Source organism: Lysinibacillus sp. FSL L8-0312, assembly GCF_038003285.1.
Lineage (GTDB): Bacteria > Bacillota > Bacilli > Bacillales_A > Planococcaceae > Lysinibacillus > Lysinibacillus fusiformis_D.
Genome location: NZ_JBBOOV010000001.1, coordinates 269,387 through 290,778, shown reverse-complemented (window position 1 = coordinate 290,778; position 21,392 = coordinate 269,387). Strand labels below are relative to the sequence as shown.

Sequence of the window (21,392 nt, the reverse complement as noted above, 5' to 3'; positions counted from 1 at the left end):
AACTTAACCGCTGTGCTATCACACTTTTGCTACTTAACTTTTCCATTCTGCTAATAAAATGCAACGTCCTTTTAAAAATAATTTGCAACCTATACTTCCACTCTGTTTCCCGTTATAATGCAGATAACTTAAAAATAACGAGAAAAGAGGTGAAAAAATGGAGTGGCAACAATTAGAATATTTTGTAACCGTGGCAAAGTTAGAGCATATGACACGAGCTGCTGAAGCATTAGCGATTTCACAACCAGCACTTAGTCGTTCTATTTCAAAGCTGGAAGAAGAATTAGGTGTACCGCTTTTCGACAGACAAGGGCGCTCAATTATGCTTAACCGATATGGTGAACTGTTTTTATATCGTGTACTGCGAATGCGCAAAGAATATGAAAAGGCTGTTTTAGAATTACAAGAGCTTAATAATCCAGAGCTCGGCGATGTATCACTCGGTTTTTTACATACGCTTGGAACGAGTATCGTACCAGACTTGATTCGTGCTTTTCGTCAGAAACACCCCCATATTCGTTTTCATTTCACGCAAAACTACTCTCACTCACAATTAAAACAATTATTGGCTGGTGAATTAGATCTTTGCTTATTGGCAGCCATTGATACAGAGCCGCCAGTATGTTGGAAGGAATTATGGCGAGATGAGCTTTTTATTATGGTACCGATTGATCATCCGCTTGCACATCGTAAAAGCATTAAAATGAAAGAGCTGGAGCATGAAAACTTTGTGCTCATGAAAAAGGGCTATGCACTGCGCCGCTCTGCTGATCGATTGTTAAATGCTGCTGGCATAAAGCCTAAAATTTCTTATGAAGGGGACGAAGTATCGACCATTGCTGGTTTTGTAGGTGCGGGGCTGGGCGTTTCCTTACTTCCAGATGATGAGGATTTAAATCCGAAGAAAATCGTTAAAATCCATGTTGAGGATATGGTATGTGAACGAATTATCGGCATGGCTTGGATTGACAATCGCTATCTTCCCCCCTCTGCACGCCAATTTAAACAGTTTGTCTTCGATTTTTATGAAAAAAAATAGAAAAAGAGCGAGTAACAACATCACCTCGGTGTCAATGTTACTCGCTTTATTTTGATTTTTGGTTTGAACATAAAGATTTTTAACGATAACTGTAGAAAAACATGTTAAATTTCTAATTACAACTATACAATCTATTAACCTGTTCATCATACTAAGGAGGTAATAATTTGCATTTATACCTTAACACGATTGGCTTCTTTGTATTTTTATTTACATTGCTATTATTTTTCATTTTTGTTAGCAAATTAATCATTTTCTTTTTTAAGCGGAATCATTTCCCTAAAAAAACATTAACAGCATTTGTGGCGGGTTTAGTCCTGTTTTTTGGCCTATTTATATCTATCCAATACTTTTTTACATTTAGAACTATAGATAAAAAACTGATGCAAAAAGGACCCGAATCTGTATCATCCCCTTCTGGAAAATACACAGCGAACGCTTATTATGAACCCTATGGTGGTGCAGGTCCAAGTAGTAGTGTCAATGTATGGGTAGAAATTTCAAATAACGAGAATCATACAATCAAAACCATCTATTATGCAGCTGCAAAAAGTCAATTTTCAATGGAATGGCTAGACGAGGTTAAATTATCTATTGTTAATCATGAGTCTAAGTATACAAATTCAAATAGAAGTATAGAATTAAATGTGGATAAAGAGATTTATCACGAAAATGGTTTGGCTTGTCAAAGTTTGTTAATGAAAGATGAATATGTAACGTGCTATCAACATGAAAGCACTTCGTATAACTAGATAGAGACTTAAATATCCTGTTATGCATAGAACAACTGCTTCATGAATTTGGAGCAATAGAAAAGATCAGGCTTTGCGCTCCTGATCTTTTTTATTGCTCGTTCATTTAGTTGTGTTGTTATTTTCCATATGCTAACGTACTTTAACCTGATATGAAAAGATGTCCGTTATATCACCTTGAATCTCAAACAATCCTTGCTCGACGAGGGTTCTTAAGCGATACTCTACAAATTCATCCCCGACATAATGATCAATTGCCCCAAATGTTTGAGCCAAAATATGTGTAGGCATCAGCCATTCTTCCTTGTACTGGATCTGCAACTCTTTTGCACTAGCCATAATGAGTGTATCCAGCGCATCTTCCTCTACATGCACTAGCTCATTTTTCCACAATCGCAACGTACTTGGCTGTTTTTTGATATCTTCCCATTCCTTCGCGAGTTGTTGGCATGCTTGAACAGAAAATCGTTTGGCCTCAGGGCGAAGCTTCATGAGCATATTGGAGGAAAGTTCCCCTGTATGACGAATACTCATATTAGGCTGCAATCGTTTCAGACCCTCAGTTGTATCAATTCCATAAACCATACTACATTTATGAATCAACTCACTCATCACATAGCGCAGGCCAATTTGTTCGTGTGTGTTTTGACTATACCAAATCCATACATCCAAATCACAAGGTAAACTTGCGATTTTTTTCATCCAGTTCTCATACATATCATCATACAATTGCTGATCTTCATTATCCTTAAAAATATGAGTGTTTAACCAAGTTTTACGTTCTTCTAAGTGTTGAAGTGGCCCAATTGAGAAATCATCATGGACACTTAAAACCGTTTCATTACGCTGCAAATGATGCTGACGAATTGCAAGCTTCAGGGAGCCCTGCGTTGCTAAGCTAAAGGTAATATGTAAAATAGCCATGACCATTCCTCCTACTGTTTGCTGATGGCAATTTGTATCCCGATAAATGTGAAGAGGATACCTTGAATCACATTTAATCGCTTGGCAATTGCAGGTTGACCAATAATGAGTTTTCTGACTTTCCCTGCAAATATACTAAATAACGAAAATAATACGAGTGCTTGCACTAAAAATACTATACCCAAAATAAGCATTTGAAACGCAACATGTCCCTGTGTGGGATTCACAAACTGTGGTAATAACGCTAAGAAAAATAATGATACTTTTGGATTTAAAATATTCATTAAAATACCTTTTTTATATAATGTAATATAAGCTTGTGTATTTTGTTGCTGTAAGGTAAATGGATCTCCTTTGGCTCGAAATGATTGCCAAGCTAAATATAATAGATAGGCTGCTCCTGCAAATTTGACAATTGAAAAAATGATTGTGGATTGATAAATAATCGCCGATATACCAAGTACTGCTGCACTAATATGGACAAGGAGCCCTGTACATAGACCAAGGGATGTAGCAATACCAGCCTTTTTATCTTGTGTAATGCTTTGGGCAAGTACAAATAAATTATCTGGCCCTGGCATAATGGTTAAAATAATAGCAGCCCCTAAAAACGCGAATAACGTTGAAATTTCCAAAACTTTCCCTTCTTTCAACTTCTTTTAAAAAACTATTTACATTATACTACATGACGTTGTACTCATTAGAAGTAAGTTTATGACTTTATCAAAAATTTTTCACAAATTTTCATTTCATAAATTCTGCTCGTTCATGCGATACTTTTCTCACCTAATCCATTATAATAGTAGAAACTCATGAAAAAATAGATAACTTCCATAAGAGGTGATTGTTAATGGCAGTAAGTGATATTGTTACGCAGTATGAGGATGAGCATGGACAGATTTACTATAAAATGAAATCACATGACATTGACGTCAAGGCCGCACAAAACGCAGGTCTTGCTCCAGTGATCACCTATTGGATGGGCGATCAAGAGATTACGGACTCCATTCGAAATTTACGCTTTAGTCCACGTCCCCCCTCCAGCTATATTCAAGATTACGAAGAATTTCAAGCAATGCTTTATTCGAAAGAGCAACGTGCCATTAACCAGCTTTATGAACAAATGAGTATTAAACCAAGAAATATGTCAACAGGTAAACAAGTTATTTGGAGTTTTTTTGTCATTGTTTTGGCTATGCTTCCCCTGTTCATTGCCATTTGGTGGTTTAAATAATCGAATAGGTTGCCTCTTTAGCATTTTTGAATCTCTCCTTCTTAATTTATCAAAACTTTCAAGTAATTTCACTATTCAGCTTGACAGACTTTAGGAAGTAGTGCATTCTTTAGTCAATAGTTACCAACTCCATGATGAGAAAACGAACGGAGACTAGTAGTTAGCCACTGCTTGAAAAGAGAGCAATGCCCATCGGCTGTAAGGCATTGTACAAGGAAGACTGATGAACCTACTTCGTAAAACGTCCTGGCCAAACTAGGCGCAGTCTCTAGCGTTATGAGAAAAGTGGAATGTCGCATGATGTTCAATGTAGGTGGTACCACGGAAGGCAAGTCTTTTCGTCCTAATTTTTAGGATGAAAAGGCTTTTTTTATCTTGATTCAGCAAAATTTTGGTGTCAAAGATGAAACGTCATTGCTCTATTTAACAAAGCAATGACGAACATAAGACAACTGGAGGTAGTGTGATGGAGAGAAAAAGGATTGTTGTGAAGATTGGCAGTAGCTCTTTAACAAATGTAAAAGGCGAAATCGATAAAGTTCGTTTAATGGATCATGTGCAGGCAATCGCCGAATTAAAGAAGCAGGGTCATGAAGTTTTGCTTGTATCATCGGGTGCAGTAGCCGCTGGTTTTAAACAACTTGGCTACCCTGCTCGTCCTGTAACGGTAAAAGGAAAACAGGCCGCGGCAGCTGTTGGACAGAGCTTACTGATCCAAACATACAGTGCCTTATTTAGCATTTACGATATAACGCCTGCTCAAATTTTACTGACACGCACAGATTTTTCTAAAAAAGAATGCTATAAAAATGCCTATGCTACTTTCGAGGAATTATTAGAACGTTCCATGCTACCAATTATTAATGAAAACGATACAGTATCTATTAGTGAATTGACATTTGGGGATAATGATATGCTGTCCGCACTTGTAAGTGGTCTTGTCCATGCAGATCAGCTGATCATTTTAACAGACATCAATGGCTTATATAATGCCAATCCTGCTAAAAATCCGCAGGCGGAACGTATTGATCGGTTAACAGCTATTACCGATGACATGTTAAGCTTTGCTGATGGTACAGGTTCAAAGGTTGGCACGGGTGGCATGGCATCTAAGCTATTGGCAGCCCGAACAGCGCTACGTGCAGGTGTGAAAGTATTTATCGGAACAGGTCAAGGTGCACATAAACTACTTGCTATTTTAGCAGGCCATGGGGATGGCACTTATGTCGAGCATGATGAACTTGCGATTTTAACAAATCATAAACAGTGGATTGCACTTACGGAAGTTTCTGGTAAAATTTTTATAGATAGTGGTGCTGAAAAGGCGTTAATGGACAATGGCAAAAGCTTATTACCCGCTGGCGTATATCGTGTAGAAGGTGATTTTGACAATGGGGATGTTGTAGAAGTTTATAGTGAACAAGGTTTATTAGGACGTGGCGAAGTACTGTACTCTTCCCTAGAGCTAACTGTAGCAATGGGAAAACGGACGGATACATTGTCGAAATGCCCTATTGAGGTGATACACAGAGATAAATGGCTGAAAATTCAAACGAATGAGGGAGGAATGACGAATGACAAGTGAAATTCAAGGAAAAGGACAACGGGCAAAGGCTGCCAGCTACATATTAAATATTAAAACGACCTGCGAAAAGAATGAGGCGCTGACAAAAATTGCGGAACAGTTAATCATTGACCAACATACTATTATGGCTGAAAATGCCAAAGATCTAGCACTGGGTGAGAAACAGAGCTTGCCTGCTTCTACACTAGATCGAATGATGCTCAATGAAGAACGAATAGTGGCAATGGCCGATGCCATTCATTTACTTGTCTCCCTACAAGATCCAGTAGGCACAGTTATTGAGCAGATTGATAAAGAGAATGGCTTACACATCGAAAAGCGGATTGTACCGCTTGGGGTCATTGGTATGATTTATGAGGCACGCCCAAATGTCACAGTAGATGCAGCGACTCTCTCTCTGAAAACGGGCAATGCCGTCATTTTACGTGGTAGCTCCTCCGCTAAATTTTCAAATACCGCCCTAGTGGCAAGTATCCACCGTGCACTTGCTAAAACATCTATTCCTATAGAGGCTGTGCAATTAATTGAGGATACAAGTCGTGAAACGGTGAAAGAATTATTTCATTTAAAAGAGTACTTAGATGTATTAATTCCTCGTGGCGGCAAAGCGCTTATTGATTTAGTTGTGAAGGAAGCAACTGTCCCTGTACTTGAAACAGGTGCGGGCAACTGTCACATTTACGTAGATCAAATGGCGGATTACATAAAAGCAGAAAAAATTTGCCTAAATGCTAAAACGCAGCGCCCTTCTGTTTGCAATGCAGCAGAAAGCTTACTCATTCATCCTATTTGGTTTAAGTCTCATGGTATGCAACTGTTAACAGCACTACATGACGCAGGTGTGACCATCATCGGTGATGAACAAGTTTGTCAGCTATTTGAGGCTGCTCTTCCAGCTACGGAGGAAGACTATGCGATGGAATATCTTGATTTAACAATAAGTGTTAAATTGGTGGAAAATGTCTATGAAGCAATTGAGCATATTCATCGCTTTGGCACACACCATTCTGAAGCGATCATTACAGAAGATCAATTGGTCGCAGAAACATTTTTAAATAATGTCGATGCAGCGGCTGTTTATCATAATGCCTCTACCCGCTTCACGGATGGCTTTGAATTTGGCTATGGTGCAGAAATTGGCATTAGTACGCAAAAACTACATGCTCGTGGGCCAATGGGCTTGCCCGCGTTAACCTCAACTAAATATTTCATATATGGCAACGGCCAAATTCGTGAATAAAAGGAAGCCGCCCGTTACTTATTTGCTTTAATAATTTTACAAAAAATAGAAAGAAGGTGTCGTATGAACATCTCCGCAATGATTAAACTAACCGTCTCCATGGCACTGTTTGGTTCCATAGGCTTTTTTACGGTTCATACTGGTGTTCCTGCTACAGAGCTTGTCTTTGTTCGATGCATTTGTGCCACCCTCTTTCTAGGAGGAATGTGGCTTATTACAGGGGGGCATAAATCAGAGGTTTGGGATAAGAAGGAAATTCTCCAAACAATTATTTGTGGCGTCTTTATCGTTTTAAACTGGGTATTTTTATTTAAAGCCTTTGAAGAAATGTCGATTTCGATTGCCATTTCCATCTATAATTTAGCCCCTATTTTTGTCTTAATTTTAGGCGCTATCTTTTTAAAGGAAAAAATGACCATTCAAGCACTTGTAGCAACCATCACTTGCTTTATTGGTAGTATTTTCATCATTGGTCTCCATAACTTTGTGTCTTTCTCAGAGTTTATGCAATCTGGTTTTGTGTGGGCATTACTGTCAGCGGTCTTTTATGCCCTCACCATGCTAACAAGCAAAACCATTACGAAGCTTAGCTCCTATGCGTTAACCTATATTCAAACAACGGTTGGTATCGTCATACTACTGCCTTTCATCGACTTCTCCTTGTTTGAGGGATTAACCACTTCCAATTGGTTTTATATTTTGGGCACAGGCTTTATTCATACAGGATTTGTTTACTATTTATTTTTTGATAGTATTCGCAATCTTACGACCATTCTTGTATCCGTATTAGTGTTCGTTGACCCTGTTGTCGCGATTTTACTGGATATGCTGTTGCTTGATTTTATGCCAAGCATTATGCAAACGTTAGGTATCCTGCTTATTTTCGGAGGTATTTTCTATACAGTTTACATTCCGAAGAAAAAGCGGCTGCCACAGGAGGCATCCTCATGAGCAAGCTCTTTACTATAGGGGAATTACTAATTGATTTTACGCCAACAGAGCAGCATGGCTCCCTTGCCGATATCGAGCACTTTACTAAACATGCGGGTGGTGCACCTGCAAATGTAGCAGCGGTCTGTGCAAAGCTGGGTCAGCAGGCAGCTCTTCTAACACAGGTCGGTCAGGATGCCTTTGGCGATTTCCTAATAAAAACGTTACAGCAAACAGGTGTAGACACGCAGTACATTCGCCAAACAACTGATGGAGAAACAAGTCTTGCTTTTGTCTCATTAAATGGTCACGGTGAGCGTGATTTTCAATTTTATCGCCGACATGCTGCTGACTTATTGTACAAGCAAGACTATCTCCCCTTACAATTACTCACTGCACAAGATATCGTTCATTTTTGCTCTGTTAATCTTGTGGAAAGCCCTATGAAGCAAGCACATCTTGCTTTTATTGAACAGGCACATCAAGCAGGTAGTCTTGTTTCCTTTGATCCAAATGTGCGCTTACCTTTATGGCAGGATGAGACTGCGTGTCGGGCAACCATCCTCGCCTTTCTACCTAAAGCACATATTGTGAAGCTTTCAGAGGAGGAGCTATTGTTTTTAACAGCAGTAGAGGAGGAACAGGCGGCCGTCCAAGCATTATTTCAGGGGCATGTAGCCGTCATCATCATTACACATGGCGCTGCTGGGGCTACTTTATATACGAAAAAGCTTCATGTAAAGGCTCCTGCTAAGGAGGTACAAACTGTCGATACGACAGGGGCTGGAGATGCATTTATTGGGGCAGTTTTAAGTAAATTCCTTCAACATCAACTAGCAGTAGCTGATGTTGAAGCCTATTGCGAACAGCATGCGATGTCCCTGCTCACTTTTGCAAACCGTTATGCAGGGATTTCGACAACGAAGCATGGGGCCATTCCCTCTTATCCCGTATTGCCATTGGAAATAAATCAAGATTAACGCGAAACTTCTTGTCCTTATGTTTCGTATGTACTAGTGACAGAGTAATAAAGGAGGACATACATGGAGTCGATCACAAAAAGACGAACAGCAGCATTTTTAATCGATACAGCGATATCAACCGCAGTCACGTTGGGTGTTGAATATTTCCTACGAAAAAAAGTGAAAAACGAAGTCGTTCATGCGCTCGTTACGCCAACAGCCGTGCTATGGGCACTAGAATATGCACAGCTCCGTCAAAATGGACAAACCATTGGCTACAAAGCAATGAAACTGGCACTCGAAAATGAAGATGGCCATCCACTATCAGACGGTCAAATAATTAAACGAATGGCTTATCGAGACACTCTCAGTACGTTTGATTATCTAAAAAATCGCCAGACCTTTGAGCAACAGCATGGACAACGTCTACCTCATGACAATTTCGCAGGTACGATTGTCAAAGAAAAATAATTGAAAGCTGCCCAACTTTCTTTATGAAGGTAGTTTTTAATTGAAACTAGAATCCGTCGTGCAAAAAAATGGCTCCCCTTAGCTAAGGAGGAGCCTTTTCTAATGGCAGCTAAACATAAGTAGTGCCATTGAATTGTATACTTTATCGAAAACAGATCTTCCGCCTTCTCTCTGCAAACGAATACTAAGTGGCAAAATCTAGCACTAATGAGGAAGGTTATTGAAAAGACGCTTTCGTCCACTACCAATATTTTTTCATTAAAATATGTGGGATGCCACAATCCATGAATTCTTCGCCTTCACGCTGGTAGCCTAATTTTTCATAAAAACCTTCTGCATAGGACTGGGCATTCAGCTTTACTTTTGTTAAACCTTTGTCTCGTGCGATTTGCTCTAAGCCCATAATGATTTCTTTCCCCAGGCCAAATTTACGGTATTGTTCCAATATACAAATACGTTCTAGTTTGCCATAGCCCTCCACAATGCGAAGCCTGCCTGTTCCAACAGGTTGCTCCTTGTAATACACAAGAATATGATCACATGGTGCATCGAGCGAATCAAATTCATCGTACTCTTCTACCTCAGGTACTTGTTGTTCTTCAATAAAAACATGTCGACGAAAATCGAACGCTGTTTGTAATTCTTCTTCAGTTGTCACTTTTTTTATGCTCATGAATATTCCTCCTAGTTTCTCCTATTGACCATCTTCACTAGGTGCAATTTCACTTCGAAGATGATACTATTAGTATAGAATAATTTTTATTGCAAATACAATAAAAATTTCAGGAGGATCGACCATGAAAGAAATTTTACGTGAAATAGGTGCTATTGCACGGGCATTAGACTCAATTAGTAATATTGAATTTAAGGAGTTGGATTTAACAAAGGGACAATATTTATATGTCATCCGAATTTGTGAAAATCCTGGTATCATTCAAGAAAAAGTCGCAGAGCTATTAAAGGTGGATCGTACGACTGCTTCACGGGCTATTCAAAAATTAGAGACCAAGGGCTTTATTGAAAAGCGTATTGAACAAGGAAATAAAAAAAATAAATTGCTCTTCCCAACAACAAAAAGCTTAGAGATTTATCCTTTTTTGAAACGAGAGGGCGAATATTCCAATGCTCGTGCACTTGCAGGTTTTTCCACTGAAGAGATCGACAGCATCCACAATCTACTAACGCGTGTTTTGCATAACATCGAGATTGACTGGGAGGATGTAAAAAAGGGGCATAAACGACACTATTAAAGGCGATTCCTTGTATTTCCACATGTTTGGAATCGCCACGTACTAAACATTGGCTGCCAATACTCTTTTTAACACGGCTACCATAAAATCAAGATCCTCATCAGTACAGCAAAGTGGCGGACTTAATATAATGATATGATGATAGCCCTCTACTGTTTCGCCATTTCTCCCAACAATTAACCCGTTTGCTTGACAATCAGCTATAATTTTCGCTATTCGCTCTGGCTTTGCGGGTGCTTGTGATGGTTTATCTTCGACAAGCTCGATGCCTATGAGCAACCCAAGCCCTCGTATATCTCCAACAAAGGGTAGCTCCAATAAGTCTTGCAAATCATGTAGCAATTGTATACCCAAATCTCTTGCGCGCTGTACGAGCCCTTCTTCTTCTATGATTTTTATATTTTCTAAAGCCACTGCACAGGCTGCTGGATTACCACCAAACGTATTAATATGCCGAAAATGACTATAGCCGTCCATCTCTTTAAATTTTTCATAAATGTCTTTGCGTACAGCCGTGATGGATAACGGTAGGTAGGCACTTGTTAACCCCTTTCCCAGGGTAATGACATCTGGTCGAATGTCAAAATGCTGATGACCAAATAGCATCCCTGTTCGTCCAAAGCCACATATGACTTCATCAATGATAAGTAATACCCCATGTCGTCTACAAATGCGCTCGACTTCCTTAACATAAGTAGGGTGTGGAATAAGAACGCCACCACCAGTAATCAGTGGCTCCATAATAACGGCCGCTATTGTTTCTTTTTGCTCCCAAATGATCTTTTCCTCGATTTCACGAGCACATGCTAAACTATACGCTTCCACGGGCTGCCCTTTTGGTCGACGATAATGATCAGGTGGGGCAACATGCAAAAAGCCTGGTGTTAAGGGTTCATATTTATATTTACGTAAGGCCTGTCCTGTGGCTGCCAATGCCCCCAGTGAACTGCCATGATAACCTCGATAACGAGCAATGATTTTATAACGAGTTCCTTCCCCATTTTGTTGATGGTATTGACGTATTAGCTTAAAGGCCACTTCATTCGCGTCCGAACTGCTATTGGAATAAAACATCATATAGTCATCTTCTAGTAAGCTGTTCATTTTTTCAGCGAGTCTGATGGCCGGTTCATGACTTTGGGTTAAAGGGGCATAGCATAGCTTTTTCAGTTGCTCATACGCAACTTTAGCAAGACGCTCACGGCCATAGCCTACGTTCACTGCCCATAAGCCTGACATGCCATCTAAAAAGCGGTTGCCTAAACTATCGGTAATCCATGCTCCTTCTCCCTGTTCAATAATAGGGGGCGCATTGTCATTGTACATAGACATATGATGCCAAACATTTTCATGGTCTTTTTGCTGTAAATCATGTGTGAATTGATCGTTCTGCTCCATATCATGACCTCCAATCGTGATCATCGATGTCTTTTTATCTATCACCATTTTCCCTATTAAACTAGTTAATATTGAAATTTTCTGATTTCTCTAACATAATGAAATAGACATTGTACATTCGAAGGGCAGGTGCTAATTGATGGCGAAACATCCTCTACTCGTACGTGATGTCCTCAAGCGCAAGCATTTTGAATCAGCGAAGCTTATCGCTGGGCAGCATGGTCTTGATCGCCAAGTTTTATGGACACATATATTAGAAATCAAAGATTTTGATACATTAATTAATGGTGGTGAATTGATTTTAACTACTGGTGTTGGTTTACAGCTCGAACGTGAAACACAAATCGCCTACTTACAAAACCTTATTCGCAATGAAGCTGCTGGTCTTTGTATAGAAATTGGAGACTATTTCGATCATGTCCCTGTAGAATTGATTGCTATGGCGAACGCCCATCATTTCCCAATTATTATTTTTGAAGACATTGTACGATTTATCGATATTACGCAAGATTTACACACGTACATAATTAATCAACACCAGCAGGCACTAACACAGCTAGATACACTCTCCAAAACATTTATGGAATTATCGTTAATGCCAAATGGAATTTTAAAAATATTACAAGTTCTCCACCAAGATACGGATGCGCCCTTTTTATTTGTCTCAGAAGATACAAAAAGCTTTTATTATCCTGTGGAGGCTAAAAAATACTTGCGTGTTATGGAGGAGCATTGTCAGCAGTTAGAAATACAAGAGCCTCTGCACCTTTTATCCATTGATAAGGATCATTTTGTCATCATCCCTGTGAATGGACTTGGACAAGTTTGGGGCTATTTATGTATGCATTCTGGACTGCCAAAGCCGAGTGATTACACCTTGTTGAATCTAGAACGGGCTACGATGTCAATAGCCCATATTTTAATGCGTAATCGCATGCTGCAGGAGCGACAGCAAAGCCGTGAGGATGAATTTATCCTTGCCTTAATTCAAGGACAGCCCGTTGATATACCATACTATCAAAGCTATTTGCCAATCGAGAGTCGTAATTTATTTTACCGAGTCGTCGTATTCAATCTTCATGATAAAGCTAATACAGTGTCTGAAGAAGAATGGCAGGAAATACAGCTCCAAAATGCCATGTATATTCGCTCAATTTTAAAAAAGCTCGGATTTTTCCCTACTGTTTCGGTACGACAGCATGAGATTATTATTTTAGCCTTTTTTATTGCCGCAGATTATATGAAAGACAATCGTGATTCCTTCGATCAAGCCATTTCACAGATTATAGCGAGAAAAGCAGCACAGTTTTTTGAGCAGCTTATCCTTAGCTGTGGCATTAGCAATGTCTATCAGTCGATTGAAAGTGTTCATCTTGGCTATAAAGAGGCGAAATCGGCCATTCAAATGCAACATCAGCAATTGGCTAGCTCCATCTATTATAAGGATCTAGGTGTCTATCGATTATTATTACAGCAGGATCAGACAGCCCTCCTACAATTTGTGAAAGATTATTTACAAGAGATATTGTTATTAGATCAAAAAAGCAGCCTTGATTTATTTCAAACATTAGCTGTTTATTTGGCCTGTAACGGGGCTAAAAATGACACGGCAGAACAGCTGTTTATCGTCCGTCAAACACTCTATAAACGAATTGAACGGCTAGAAAGTATATTAGGTGCTGATTTTTTACAAGCTCCCCATCGCCTCAATATTGAAATGGCTGTTAAGGCATATGAACTCTTACAAAAAACAGCACCTGATTTGTTACGATTTTGAACGTGGGTCCATAAAATCTCGTAAAGCATTACTGAGCATATATAAACCAAGAACAAGAATGGTAATGGCTCCTCCTGGCGCATACGTATACCAAGGGGCACCGATTAAATAGGCTTGTGAATCTTTTAACATTCTGCCCCAGCTAGGGTTTGGTGGTTGTACTCCAAGCCCTAAATAGCTTAGTGCTGCCTCGGCTAACATCGCCGTCGCAAATGTCACGGTTGCAGCCACAATAATTTGCGACGAAATGTTCGGTAAAATATGGCGGAACATAATGCTATAAGGCTTGACCCCGATTAATTTCGCTGCCAGTACATATTCCGAGTCACGTTGCTGCACAAAGCCACTACGTGCAATCCTTGCAATAGCTGGAATAGCGATAATGCCAAGCGCTATAGCGGTATTCGTAATCCCTGGACCGAATACTGCTACAAGCATTAAGGCTAAAATAATGCCTGGAAAAGCCATTAAAGCGTCCATCGTCCGCATAAAGATTTCATCGATCCAGCCACCAATATAGCCCGCAATACCACCGATAAGAATGCCAAACACCGTTCCAATTGCCACGGTTAATAGACCCACAGCAAAGGCTGTTTGTGTCCCCTTCATAATGCGGCTAAAAATATCACGCCCGAATTCATCTGTTCCAAATATATAGGAACCACCAGGTCCACGCAATTTTTCAGGTATATTCATCGCATTGACATCATGTGGTGTATAAAAGAAACTAACAAGCATGACGAGCAAAAAGCCGACAATAACGAGGAGACCAATGACTAAATTGATTTTTTTAGTATAGCGCTGTAGTTGTTTCATGGTAGCCACCTCTTAACGTAATCGAATTCTAGGGTCCAACACAGAATATAAAACATCAACGATAAAATTAATCATGACGACAGCTACTGTAATATACATGACAATCCCCTGCACAAGTGGAAAATCACGATTACTAATAGCCGTAATTAGTAGCTGACCGATACCTGGCAAGGAAAACACCTGCTCCACAATAATCGTTCCTGCTACTACCTCTGCCATGATCAAACCAAAAACCGTTAAAATCGGGATCATCGAATTTTTTAATACATGCTTATACATTACATTTTGTTCAGACATCCCTTTACTGCGAATTGTACGGACATAATCGAGTTGGACTTGTTCTAGAATAGCTGTACGGACATAACGGAAATTCACCGCAATTTGTGGAATGGCAATCGTTAAAGCTGGAAGAATAAGCGTGCTAAGTGCTCCTGCTATACTTTGGGTCCAAGGAATATAGCCACTAATTTTAAAGAAGCTAAACTGTAAGCCAATGTAAAGAATAAGCATCATCCCTAGCCAAAAGGATGGTACTGCCATCCCAATTTGCGTCATAGTGGATAATGACACATCACTTAATTTATTTTGTCTTCTTGCAGCAAACATCCCTAAAGGTAAGGAAATGATTAAGACCATAATAAGGGTAAGCCCTGCTAATGACATGGTGACAGGAAGTCGATCAAATAATAATTCTTTTACTGGCATGGAAAATCGAATGGAATTCCCTAATTGCCCTGTCAATAAGCCCTTCATCCAATCTACATATTGTTCATAAAGAGGACGATCCAAGCCGAGCTCAGATCGTAAATTTTCAATTTGTGTGGGATCCGCCTCCGTCCCTAACATCGTGCGAACCGGATCACCAGGTAATATTTGAAAAACGCCAAATGTAATGATGGATACTAGAAGGATGGTGATTATTAACAGGATGATTCGACGTAGGATATACATCATAAGCATTCATCCCTTTCTAGTTTGAAAACTTAACCTCAGACATATCATGGAACCAGAATGGATAACTCTTAAGCCCCGTCACTTGTTTGTCAGTACCCCACACGATTTGATAATCAGCAATGTAAACCGCAGTAGCTTGCTCTGCTAAAATTTCCTGTGCACGATGGTAGTAGTCGATTTGTTTAGCTTGATCAGTTTCCTTCAAGACATCAGCCATAATTTTGTCGTATTCTTCGTTTTTAAACAGGAAGAAGTTTTCACTATCATTTGTGGAGATATAGTCATTCAAAATTTCAAAGGCAGATGCACGACCTGTTAAATCAATCGTTGTCATCTCATAGTCGCGGCCAAAGTACACACGATCTAGCCAGATACCCCATTCAACTACTTCAATTTCTACATCAATGCCAATTTCCTGCAAATTAGCCACTACAATTTGGGCAATATTTGAGTAAATATCATTATGTGAAGACACCGTTATTTTTGTTTTAAAGCCATCAGGATAACCCGCTTCCGCTAATAAGGCTTTCGCTTTTTCCACATCTCGTTCATACATGCTTTCTAAGCCCTTCTTTTGGAAGTCTCCCATTGCTGGACTCATATTAGATCCTAGAGGAACAGCATAGCCCGCAAATACAGAATCAATAATATCGGATTTACTAATGGCGTAATTGATCGCTTGACGAACCTTCACATTATCGAAAGGTGCCTTTGTTTCGTTAAAAGTAACGATTAATGATGAGTTATTATTTTGATGGGATAAATTATAGCTACCCTCTACCTCACCAACACGATGCCAAGGAACACTCGTTAAATCTACCTCATTCGCCATCAAGCTCATAATGGCTGCTTGATCATCTGATTGGAAGGCAAAGGTTACTTTATTCAAATAAGGCAATCCTTCCTGCCAATACTGCTCATTTTTCTTGAGCTCTAAATTGGTGCCAGGTGCGTATTTTACAAAGGCAAACGGTCCTGTCCCAATTGGGTTTTCATTATGCTTACCATCATTACTTTTAGGAATAATAGCTGATTGTCTTGCTGTTAATGAATACAAGAAATTAGAGTTCGGCTCTTTTAGCTTGATAATAAATGTAGTCGCATCAGGTGCCTCTGTAGATGCTACATTATCAAAGTTATTAGACATTTTCTCCCCACCATTTTTCCCCATTAAACGGTCAAAGGAATATTGGATATCCTCCATCGTTAAATCATCACCATTATGAAACTTCACACCCTGGCGTATTTTAAACGTATACGTTAAACCATCCTCCGAGATGTCGTAGCTCTCAGCAAGCCCCTCTTTCAAGGAACCATCCGTTTCAGGTGCCATAAGCCCCTCAAACAGATTAAGAATCATTTGATAGGAAATAGACGCTGTAGCCTTATGTGGATCTAAAAAATCTGGATCGTCATTGACACGTACAACGATTTCCTGTGGAACATCGGCTACTGTTTGACCATCTGTAGAACTTGAACCTGTCGTATTTTTCTTTCCATCACCTGAACATGCTGTCATGATAATTGCTAATAACAATGTCACGAGCATCAGTCCTCTTTTTTTCCATTGCATAGTCGTTCCCCCTTTTCCTATATGCCTATCTTTGAATGCTTGTATAGCTTTCAACATCTGCCAATTTATCAGCGCCTTTAATGCCAGCAAGAATAGCTTCCTCCATTACCTTTGTTGCTAAATGTCCTAGATAATCAAGTGCATAAGGTTGATCGCCTGTCCCTAGCACAAAAATCGTATCGCCATCCAGCATGGTATGAACGGGATAAATCGTTCGTGCTAAAGCATTTTGCGTAAGCTGTGCAATTTTTTTAGCCTCTGCCTTCGTTAACTTGGCATTCACTGCTACCACACCGATCGTTGTATTAGTGCCAGCTAATGCCTCTGATTGTGCATGCTGCTCTAAATAGGCACAGCAATCCACCCACTGACCAGAATGCGCATCTCTGGCTCCTGCTAAAATTTGCCGTGTAGCAGGGTCCTTGACATCTCCCACGGCATTCACTGCCACGATGGCTCCTGCTACGAGACCATCTTTCCCCGCATAGGAAGCACTACCAAGCCCACCCTTCATCGCAAAATTAGGTCCTGCTAGTTTGCCAATAGTTGCGCCATAGCCAGCACCTATATTGCCATTGGTAAATGGGCCAACTTGTGCTGCTTGTGCCGCTTCATAGCCCATTTGCGCAGTAGGTCGAGCATGGGGATCACCGATAAATAAGTCAAAGAGAACAGCACTCGGCACAATCGGTATTTTTGCCACACCTGCATCGACACCAATTCCTTGCTCGGCTAAAAATTGCATGACACCTGTGGCAGCATCTAATCCGAAGGCGCTGCCCCCAGCTAAACAGATGGCGTGGACTCGATCAATTTCATTAATAGGGTCTAATGCATCTGTTTCACGAGTGCCTGGTGCAGAGCCTCGAACATCCACTCCACACACCGCCCCACTTTCTACTAATAGCACCGTGCAGCCCGTAATCCCTTCCTTATTTTCACGATGTCCGACTTTGACACCTGGCACATCCGTTATATTGCCAAACATCTGCAACACCTCCACTCTAGAATAAATTTAATTTTCTGATTATTTATCATATAAAAAGCAAGCCACTCGTTGATGGTCATTTTCATGTTGAAGCATCGGTCTTTCCTGATGACATCTTTCCATCACAAATGGACAACGGGTATGAAAGACACAGCCAACAGGTGGATTCATTGGACTTGGTAATTCACCTTGTAAAAGTATTTCTTGTTTCGGCTCATCAAAATTAACGACTGGTATAGCAGATAGCAATGCTTGTGTGTAGGGATGTAATGGATTGTCATAGAGCTCCTTCTTTGTCCCAATCTCCACAACTCTTCCTAAATACAGCACTGCCACACGGTCACTAATATGCTTCACAACACTTAAGTCATGTGAAATAAATAAATAGGTTAATTGAAATTCATCTTGTAAATCCATCATGAGATTAAGAACTTGCGATTGCACCGACACATCCAGAGCAGATACCGGCTCATCAGCAATAATGAATTCTGGGTGTATCGCTAATGCTCGGGCAATACCAATTCGTTGTCGCTGCCCACCAGAAAATTCATGCGGAAACTTATGCATGGCATCCTCAGGTAGCCCTACCTTTTGTAAGAGCTCCTTCACACGCTCTTTTCGTTGTTCCTTCGTCAATGTTAATTGCAGTTTCATCGGTTCCTCGATAATAGAGCCTACCCGCATCCGAGGATTAAGGGAGGAAAAGGGATCTTGAAAAATCATTTGCATTTGATTGCGATAACTTTGTAGCTTACTGCCCTTTAAATGCTGGATTGGCTGCCCTTTATACAATACTTCCCCTGCTGTTGGTTCAACGAGCTTTAAAATCGTTCGCCCAAAGGTTGATTTGCCTGAGCCTGATTCTCCTACAATGCCCAATGTTTCTCCTCTAAAAATCTCTATTGAAATATCGTCAACCGCCTTGATGACCTTTTTTTCTTCCTTCATCGATTTGCGTTTCACAGGAAAGTAGGCTTTTAAATGATTAATTTCCAGCAAAACTTCTTTCTCCATCATGAGCCAGCTCCCCTTTCTCTGTGAATAAATGACAGCGTACTTTATGTGCCTCTTGAATGTAATGGATAGCCGGTTGCTCCACATGGCAATGTGCCATCGCATGTGGACAGCGTGGGGCAAAGCGACAGCCACCAGGCAATGCATACGCTGGTGGTACGGTGCCAGGGATCGACGGCAGCCTTTTGACATCTGAATCAAGGCTAGGCATCGTTTTTAAGAGAGCAGTTGTATAAGGATGCTGCGGATTTAAAAAGAGCTCTCTCACTGGAGCTTCCTCGACAATTTGCCCTGCATACATCACCATGACACGATCGGCTGTTTCTGCAACAACACTCATATCATGTGTAATAAATAAAATGGCCGACTGATGCTCTTTCTTCATTTTCAGCATCAGCTTTAAAATTTGTGCCTGTACCGTCACATCCAGTGCTGTGGTTGGTTCATCTGCAATCAATAGCTGCGGATTATTAGACATCGCAATAGCAATCATGACACGTTGCCGCATTCCCCCTGATAGTTGATGAGGATATTCAGCAATCACCTTTTCTGCATTGGCAATCCCTACCTCCTGTAAAAGTAGTAATGCTTTCTTCCATGCCTCTTTTCTCGATACCTTTTGATGTCTGCGAATGCCCTCAATCATTTGATTGCCAATCGTAAAGACGGGATCTAAAGAGGTCATAGGTTCTTGAAAAATCATACTAATTTCATTACCACGAATACGGCTCATCTCTTTCTGTTTATAGGCGAGTAGATTTTTACCGTTTAAGGCAATGGAACCTGCTGTAATTTCACCTGGTGGTATGGGCAGTAAACGCATAATCGCTAAGGAGGTGATACTTTTGCCGCTTCCTGATTCACCTACCAGTGCAACGGTTTCTCCTTTATGAATAGTAAAGTTTACATCTTCAACAACCTTCGCCTCTTTGCCATTTTTCAACTGGAATTGGATGGATAATTGATTGACCTCTAAAAGCACTTCTTTTTCTTTTGGCTGTTCCATATGCGTCCCTCCATCTCACTGTTGATTAGGTGGTGCATAGCGTATAGCGATGTTTTTCATTTGCGTATAGTTTCGCAGTGCAACAAAGCCCTTCTCTCGACCAATTCCGCTTTTTTTATAGCCGCCAAATGGCATTTGAATGCCACCTGCAGCCCCATAATTATTAATAAATACTTGTCCAGCCTGCACGCGACTTGCCACATAATGAGCTGTATCAATATGCTGTGACCAAACACCAGCGACTAAGCCATAGTCAGTGCTATTGGCTAATGCAATGGCCTCGTCTGCGCTGGAAAATGGCAGGACGGTTAAGACAGGGCCGAAAATTTCTTCCTGCGCTAATGGATCATTTGGATCAACGCCATCCAGTATAGTTGGCTGTACATAAAAGCCCTTTTCATAGCCTTTTATCGTCACTGGTTCGCCACCCGTAATCACATAGCCATCTGTCTTTGCTTGTTGTAATAATGTCGTGATTTTCGTATATTGGCGTTCATTTAATAGCGGTCCCATATCCATATCCGCTTCCCCAGGTCCAACTTGTATCGCTTGGAATTTTTGCGCTAGTTGTGCAATGAATGTATCTTTAATACTTTCTTCAATGAGTAAACGTGCCCCTGCAGAGCAAGTTTGACCGGCATTTTGAATAATGGCACGTACAACCCCCTCTAATGCTTGCTCCATATCGGCATCTGCAAACACAATATTAGGCGATTTTCCTCCAAGCTCTAATGTCACAGGCACAACATTTTCTGCTGCTGCCTTCATCACCGCTATCCCTGTCGGCACAGAACCCGTAAACGTAATATGATTAATATCGGGATGTGACGTTAAATAGAGCCCAACCTCTCGCCCCAATCCTGTAATATGCTGGAAAATCCCTTTCGGCACTTTATTGGCAAACCATTCAGCGATGGCATGTGTTGTCAGGGGTGTATCCTCTGCACTTTTCACAATCACAGCATTACCAGTTGCTATAGCCGCTGCGACACTTCTTGCCGTAATTTGAATCGGATAATTCCATGGCACAATATGTACCGTAATGCCAACTGGCTCTAGCACTACCGCATTTAATAGTCCATCCTCAATCGGAATGGTATCCCCCATCACCTTATCAGCCGCACCACCATAAAATTCAAAATAGCGAGCCGCTGCTTCAATATCTGCTCTTGCCTGTGATAAGGGCTTTCCTACGTCTCGACATTCTAGTAAACTCCATTCCTCTGCATGCTGTCGAATATAATGGGCAAATTCAATTAATAACTGCCCCCGTTCATAGGCCTTCCATTGACGCCAGTCTTGTCCTTCAAACGCTAGACGGGCTGAATGTACTGCTTGTTCCACATGCGCTTTACTTGCATTGCTAATTTGTGCAATCACTTCCCCTGTCGAGGGATTTTTAACTTCTAGGTGTGTCTCTTCTTCACCATGAACCCACTCCCCATTAATTAACATAGGAATTTTTCTCATCGTACCCCT

General features: G+C 40.6%; 21 protein-coding genes. 10 read left to right on the top strand and 11 right to left on the bottom strand.

From position 1 onward, the window contains the following. The first annotated feature begins 157 nt into the window (after positions 1-157). Both MHI22_RS01415 and MHI22_RS01410 read left to right on the top strand, forming a co-directional pair. Positions 158-1,039: a LysR family transcriptional regulator gene (locus MHI22_RS01415; RefSeq protein ID WP_089932495.1), complete on the top strand. Its 882-nt coding sequence runs from the start codon at positions 158-160 to the stop codon at positions 1,037-1,039. Between the two features lie 167 nt (positions 1,040-1,206). Beyond that, a complete protein-coding gene (locus MHI22_RS01410) occupies positions 1,207-1,791 on the top strand; it encodes a DUF5412 family protein (RefSeq protein WP_089932497.1) in 585 nt (194 codons plus the stop codon). A 132-nt stretch (positions 1,792-1,923) separates the two neighbouring features. Here the strand turns inward: MHI22_RS01410 and MHI22_RS01405 are convergent, their stop codons facing one another. Both MHI22_RS01405 and MHI22_RS01400 read right to left on the bottom strand, forming a co-directional pair. Next, a complete protein-coding gene (locus tag MHI22_RS01405; RefSeq protein WP_340810852.1) occupies positions 1,924-2,715 on the bottom strand; it encodes a DUF1835 domain-containing protein in 792 nt (263 codons plus the stop codon). Positions 2,716-2,726: 11 nt separating this feature from the next. Beyond that, the gene (locus MHI22_RS01400; RefSeq protein WP_036126556.1) at positions 2,727-3,350 is read right to left on the bottom strand and encodes a LysE family translocator; all 624 of its coding nucleotides are present in this window, start codon (positions 3,348-3,350) and stop codon (positions 2,727-2,729) included. Positions 3,351-3,565: 215 nt separating this feature from the next. Between MHI22_RS01400 and MHI22_RS01395 the strand changes: the two genes are divergently transcribed. The 6 genes from MHI22_RS01395 to MHI22_RS01370 all read left to right on the top strand — a co-directional run bounded on the left by MHI22_RS01395 (position 3,566) and on the right by MHI22_RS01370 (position 9,137). Next, a complete protein-coding gene (locus MHI22_RS01395; protein ID WP_036126554.1) occupies positions 3,566-3,949 on the top strand; it encodes a hypothetical protein in 384 nt (127 codons plus the stop codon). A 466-nt stretch (positions 3,950-4,415) separates the two neighbouring features. After that, positions 4,416-5,534, top strand: a complete 1,119-nt coding sequence (proB, locus tag MHI22_RS01390; RefSeq protein WP_101966825.1) for a glutamate 5-kinase — start codon at positions 4,416-4,418, stop codon at positions 5,532-5,534. Further along, positions 5,524-6,774, top strand: coding sequence for a glutamate-5-semialdehyde dehydrogenase (locus tag MHI22_RS01385; protein WP_340810851.1), 1,251 nt, complete (start codon positions 5,524-5,526; stop codon positions 6,772-6,774). The genes proB and MHI22_RS01385 overlap by 11 nt, the downstream gene beginning before the upstream one ends. A gap of 63 nt (positions 6,775-6,837) precedes the next feature. Further along, positions 6,838-7,725: a DMT family transporter gene (locus tag MHI22_RS01380; RefSeq protein ID WP_058844704.1), complete on the top strand. Its 888-nt coding sequence runs from the start codon at positions 6,838-6,840 to the stop codon at positions 7,723-7,725. Beyond that, on the top strand, positions 7,722-8,684 hold the full coding sequence (locus MHI22_RS01375; protein WP_340810850.1) for a carbohydrate kinase family protein: 963 nt from the start codon (positions 7,722-7,724) through the stop codon (positions 8,682-8,684). Before MHI22_RS01380 ends, MHI22_RS01375 begins: the two co-directional genes overlap by 4 nt. A gap of 63 nt (positions 8,685-8,747) precedes the next feature. Then, a complete protein-coding gene (locus tag MHI22_RS01370) occupies positions 8,748-9,137 on the top strand; it encodes an RDD family protein (RefSeq protein WP_141903034.1) in 390 nt (129 codons plus the stop codon). 241 nt (positions 9,138-9,378) lie between these two features. On the opposite strand, the gene MHI22_RS01365 is transcribed toward MHI22_RS01370, so the two are convergent. Then, complete coding sequence (locus MHI22_RS01365) at positions 9,379-9,810, bottom strand: GNAT family N-acetyltransferase (RefSeq protein WP_058844702.1); 432 nt, start codon at positions 9,808-9,810, stop codon at positions 9,379-9,381. 124 nt (positions 9,811-9,934) lie between these two features. On the opposite strand from MHI22_RS01365, the gene MHI22_RS01360 reads away from it, so the two are divergent. Next, positions 9,935-10,387, top strand: a complete 453-nt coding sequence (locus MHI22_RS01360; RefSeq protein WP_141903033.1) for a MarR family transcriptional regulator — start codon at positions 9,935-9,937, stop codon at positions 10,385-10,387. Positions 10,388-10,429: 42 nt separating this feature from the next. On the opposite strand, the gene MHI22_RS01355 is transcribed toward MHI22_RS01360, so the two are convergent. Further along, a complete protein-coding gene (locus tag MHI22_RS01355) occupies positions 10,430-11,785 on the bottom strand; it encodes an aspartate aminotransferase family protein (RefSeq protein WP_340810849.1) in 1,356 nt (451 codons plus the stop codon). Positions 11,786-11,924: 139 nt separating this feature from the next. Here MHI22_RS01355 and MHI22_RS01350 point away from each other — a divergent pair, with 139 nt between their 5' ends. Next, positions 11,925-13,562, top strand: coding sequence for a PucR family transcriptional regulator (locus MHI22_RS01350; RefSeq protein WP_036123056.1), 1,638 nt, complete (start codon positions 11,925-11,927; stop codon positions 13,560-13,562). Here the strand turns inward: MHI22_RS01350 and MHI22_RS01345 are convergent. Genes MHI22_RS01345 through MHI22_RS01315 form a run of 7 tightly spaced genes read right to left on the bottom strand, consistent with a single transcriptional unit; the run spans position 13,551 to position 21,383 of the window. Then, positions 13,551-14,378 (bottom strand): ABC transporter permease, encoded by an 828-nt coding sequence (locus MHI22_RS01345; RefSeq protein WP_340810848.1) that lies wholly within the window; start codon positions 14,376-14,378, stop codon positions 13,551-13,553. The two genes, MHI22_RS01350 and MHI22_RS01345, sit on opposite strands and share 12 nt — an antisense overlap. A 12-nt stretch (positions 14,379-14,390) precedes the next feature. Further along, positions 14,391-15,332: an ABC transporter permease gene (locus MHI22_RS01340; protein ID WP_036123050.1), complete on the bottom strand. Its 942-nt coding sequence runs from the start codon at positions 15,330-15,332 to the stop codon at positions 14,391-14,393. 16 nt (positions 15,333-15,348) lie between these two features. Continuing rightward, on the bottom strand, positions 15,349-16,905 hold the full coding sequence (locus tag MHI22_RS01335; protein WP_089932510.1) for an ABC transporter substrate-binding protein: 1,557 nt from the start codon (positions 16,903-16,905) through the stop codon (positions 15,349-15,351). A 25-nt stretch (positions 16,906-16,930) separates the two neighbouring features. Beyond that, positions 16,931-17,893: a P1 family peptidase gene (locus MHI22_RS01330; RefSeq protein WP_089932512.1), complete on the bottom strand. Its 963-nt coding sequence runs from the start codon at positions 17,891-17,893 to the stop codon at positions 16,931-16,933. A gap of 39 nt (positions 17,894-17,932) precedes the next feature. Beyond that, the gene (locus MHI22_RS01325) at positions 17,933-18,910 is read right to left on the bottom strand and encodes an ABC transporter ATP-binding protein (protein ID WP_340810847.1); all 978 of its coding nucleotides are present in this window, start codon (positions 18,908-18,910) and stop codon (positions 17,933-17,935) included. Beyond that, the gene (locus MHI22_RS01320; protein ID WP_089932516.1) at positions 18,879-19,913 is read right to left on the bottom strand and encodes an ABC transporter ATP-binding protein; all 1,035 of its coding nucleotides are present in this window, start codon (positions 19,911-19,913) and stop codon (positions 18,879-18,881) included. The genes MHI22_RS01325 and MHI22_RS01320 overlap by 32 nt, the downstream gene beginning before the upstream one ends. Before the next feature lie 15 nt (positions 19,914-19,928). Continuing rightward, positions 19,929-21,383: an aldehyde dehydrogenase family protein gene (locus MHI22_RS01315; RefSeq protein ID WP_340810846.1), complete on the bottom strand. Its 1,455-nt coding sequence runs from the start codon at positions 21,381-21,383 to the stop codon at positions 19,929-19,931. Positions 21,384-21,392: the final 9 nt, after the last annotated feature.

What these genes read in the sequence shown, in the direction of transcription:
- MHI22_RS01415 (WP_089932495.1), top strand. Translation starts at nt 158, where the DNA reads ATGGAGTGGCAACAATTAGAATATTTTGTAACCGTGGCAAAGTTAGAG.
- MHI22_RS01325 (WP_340810847.1), bottom strand. Translation starts at nt 18,910, where the DNA reads ATGATGGAGAAAGAAGTTTTGCTGGAAATTAATCATTTAAAAGCCTAC.
- MHI22_RS01360 (WP_141903033.1), top strand. Translation starts at nt 9,935, where the DNA reads ATGAAAGAAATTTTACGTGAAATAGGTGCTATTGCACGGGCATTAGAC.
- MHI22_RS01350 (WP_036123056.1), top strand. Translation starts at nt 11,925, where the DNA reads ATGGCGAAACATCCTCTACTCGTACGTGATGTCCTCAAGCGCAAGCAT.
- MHI22_RS01340 (WP_036123050.1), bottom strand. Translation starts at nt 15,332, where the DNA reads ATGATGTATATCCTACGTCGAATCATCCTGTTAATAATCACCATCCTT.
- proB (WP_101966825.1), top strand. Translation starts at nt 4,416, where the DNA reads ATGGAGAGAAAAAGGATTGTTGTGAAGATTGGCAGTAGCTCTTTAACA.
- MHI22_RS01365 (WP_058844702.1), bottom strand. Translation starts at nt 9,810, where the DNA reads ATGAGCATAAAAAAAGTGACAACTGAAGAAGAATTACAAACAGCGTTC.
- MHI22_RS01330 (WP_089932512.1), bottom strand. Translation starts at nt 17,893, where the DNA reads ATGTTTGGCAATATAACGGATGTGCCAGGTGTCAAAGTCGGACATCGT.
- MHI22_RS01320 (WP_089932516.1), bottom strand. Translation starts at nt 19,913, where the DNA reads ATGGAACAGCCAAAAGAAAAAGAAGTGCTTTTAGAGGTCAATCAATTA.
- MHI22_RS01395 (WP_036126554.1), top strand. Translation starts at nt 3,566, where the DNA reads ATGGCAGTAAGTGATATTGTTACGCAGTATGAGGATGAGCATGGACAG.
- MHI22_RS01315 (WP_340810846.1), bottom strand. Translation starts at nt 21,383, where the DNA reads ATGAGAAAAATTCCTATGTTAATTAATGGGGAGTGGGTTCATGGTGAA.
- MHI22_RS01335 (WP_089932510.1), bottom strand. Translation starts at nt 16,905, where the DNA reads ATGCAATGGAAAAAAAGAGGACTGATGCTCGTGACATTGTTATTAGCA.
- MHI22_RS01345 (WP_340810848.1), bottom strand. Translation starts at nt 14,378, where the DNA reads ATGAAACAACTACAGCGCTATACTAAAAAAATCAATTTAGTCATTGGT.
- MHI22_RS01385 (WP_340810851.1), top strand. Translation starts at nt 5,524, where the DNA reads ATGACAAGTGAAATTCAAGGAAAAGGACAACGGGCAAAGGCTGCCAGC.
- MHI22_RS01370 (WP_141903034.1), top strand. Translation starts at nt 8,748, where the DNA reads ATGGAGTCGATCACAAAAAGACGAACAGCAGCATTTTTAATCGATACA.
- MHI22_RS01405 (WP_340810852.1), bottom strand. Translation starts at nt 2,715, where the DNA reads ATGGCTATTTTACATATTACCTTTAGCTTAGCAACGCAGGGCTCCCTG.
- MHI22_RS01355 (WP_340810849.1), bottom strand. Translation starts at nt 11,785, where the DNA reads ATGGAGCAGAACGATCAATTCACACATGATTTACAGCAAAAAGACCAT.
- MHI22_RS01380 (WP_058844704.1), top strand. Translation starts at nt 6,838, where the DNA reads ATGAACATCTCCGCAATGATTAAACTAACCGTCTCCATGGCACTGTTT.
- MHI22_RS01375 (WP_340810850.1), top strand. Translation starts at nt 7,722, where the DNA reads ATGAGCAAGCTCTTTACTATAGGGGAATTACTAATTGATTTTACGCCA.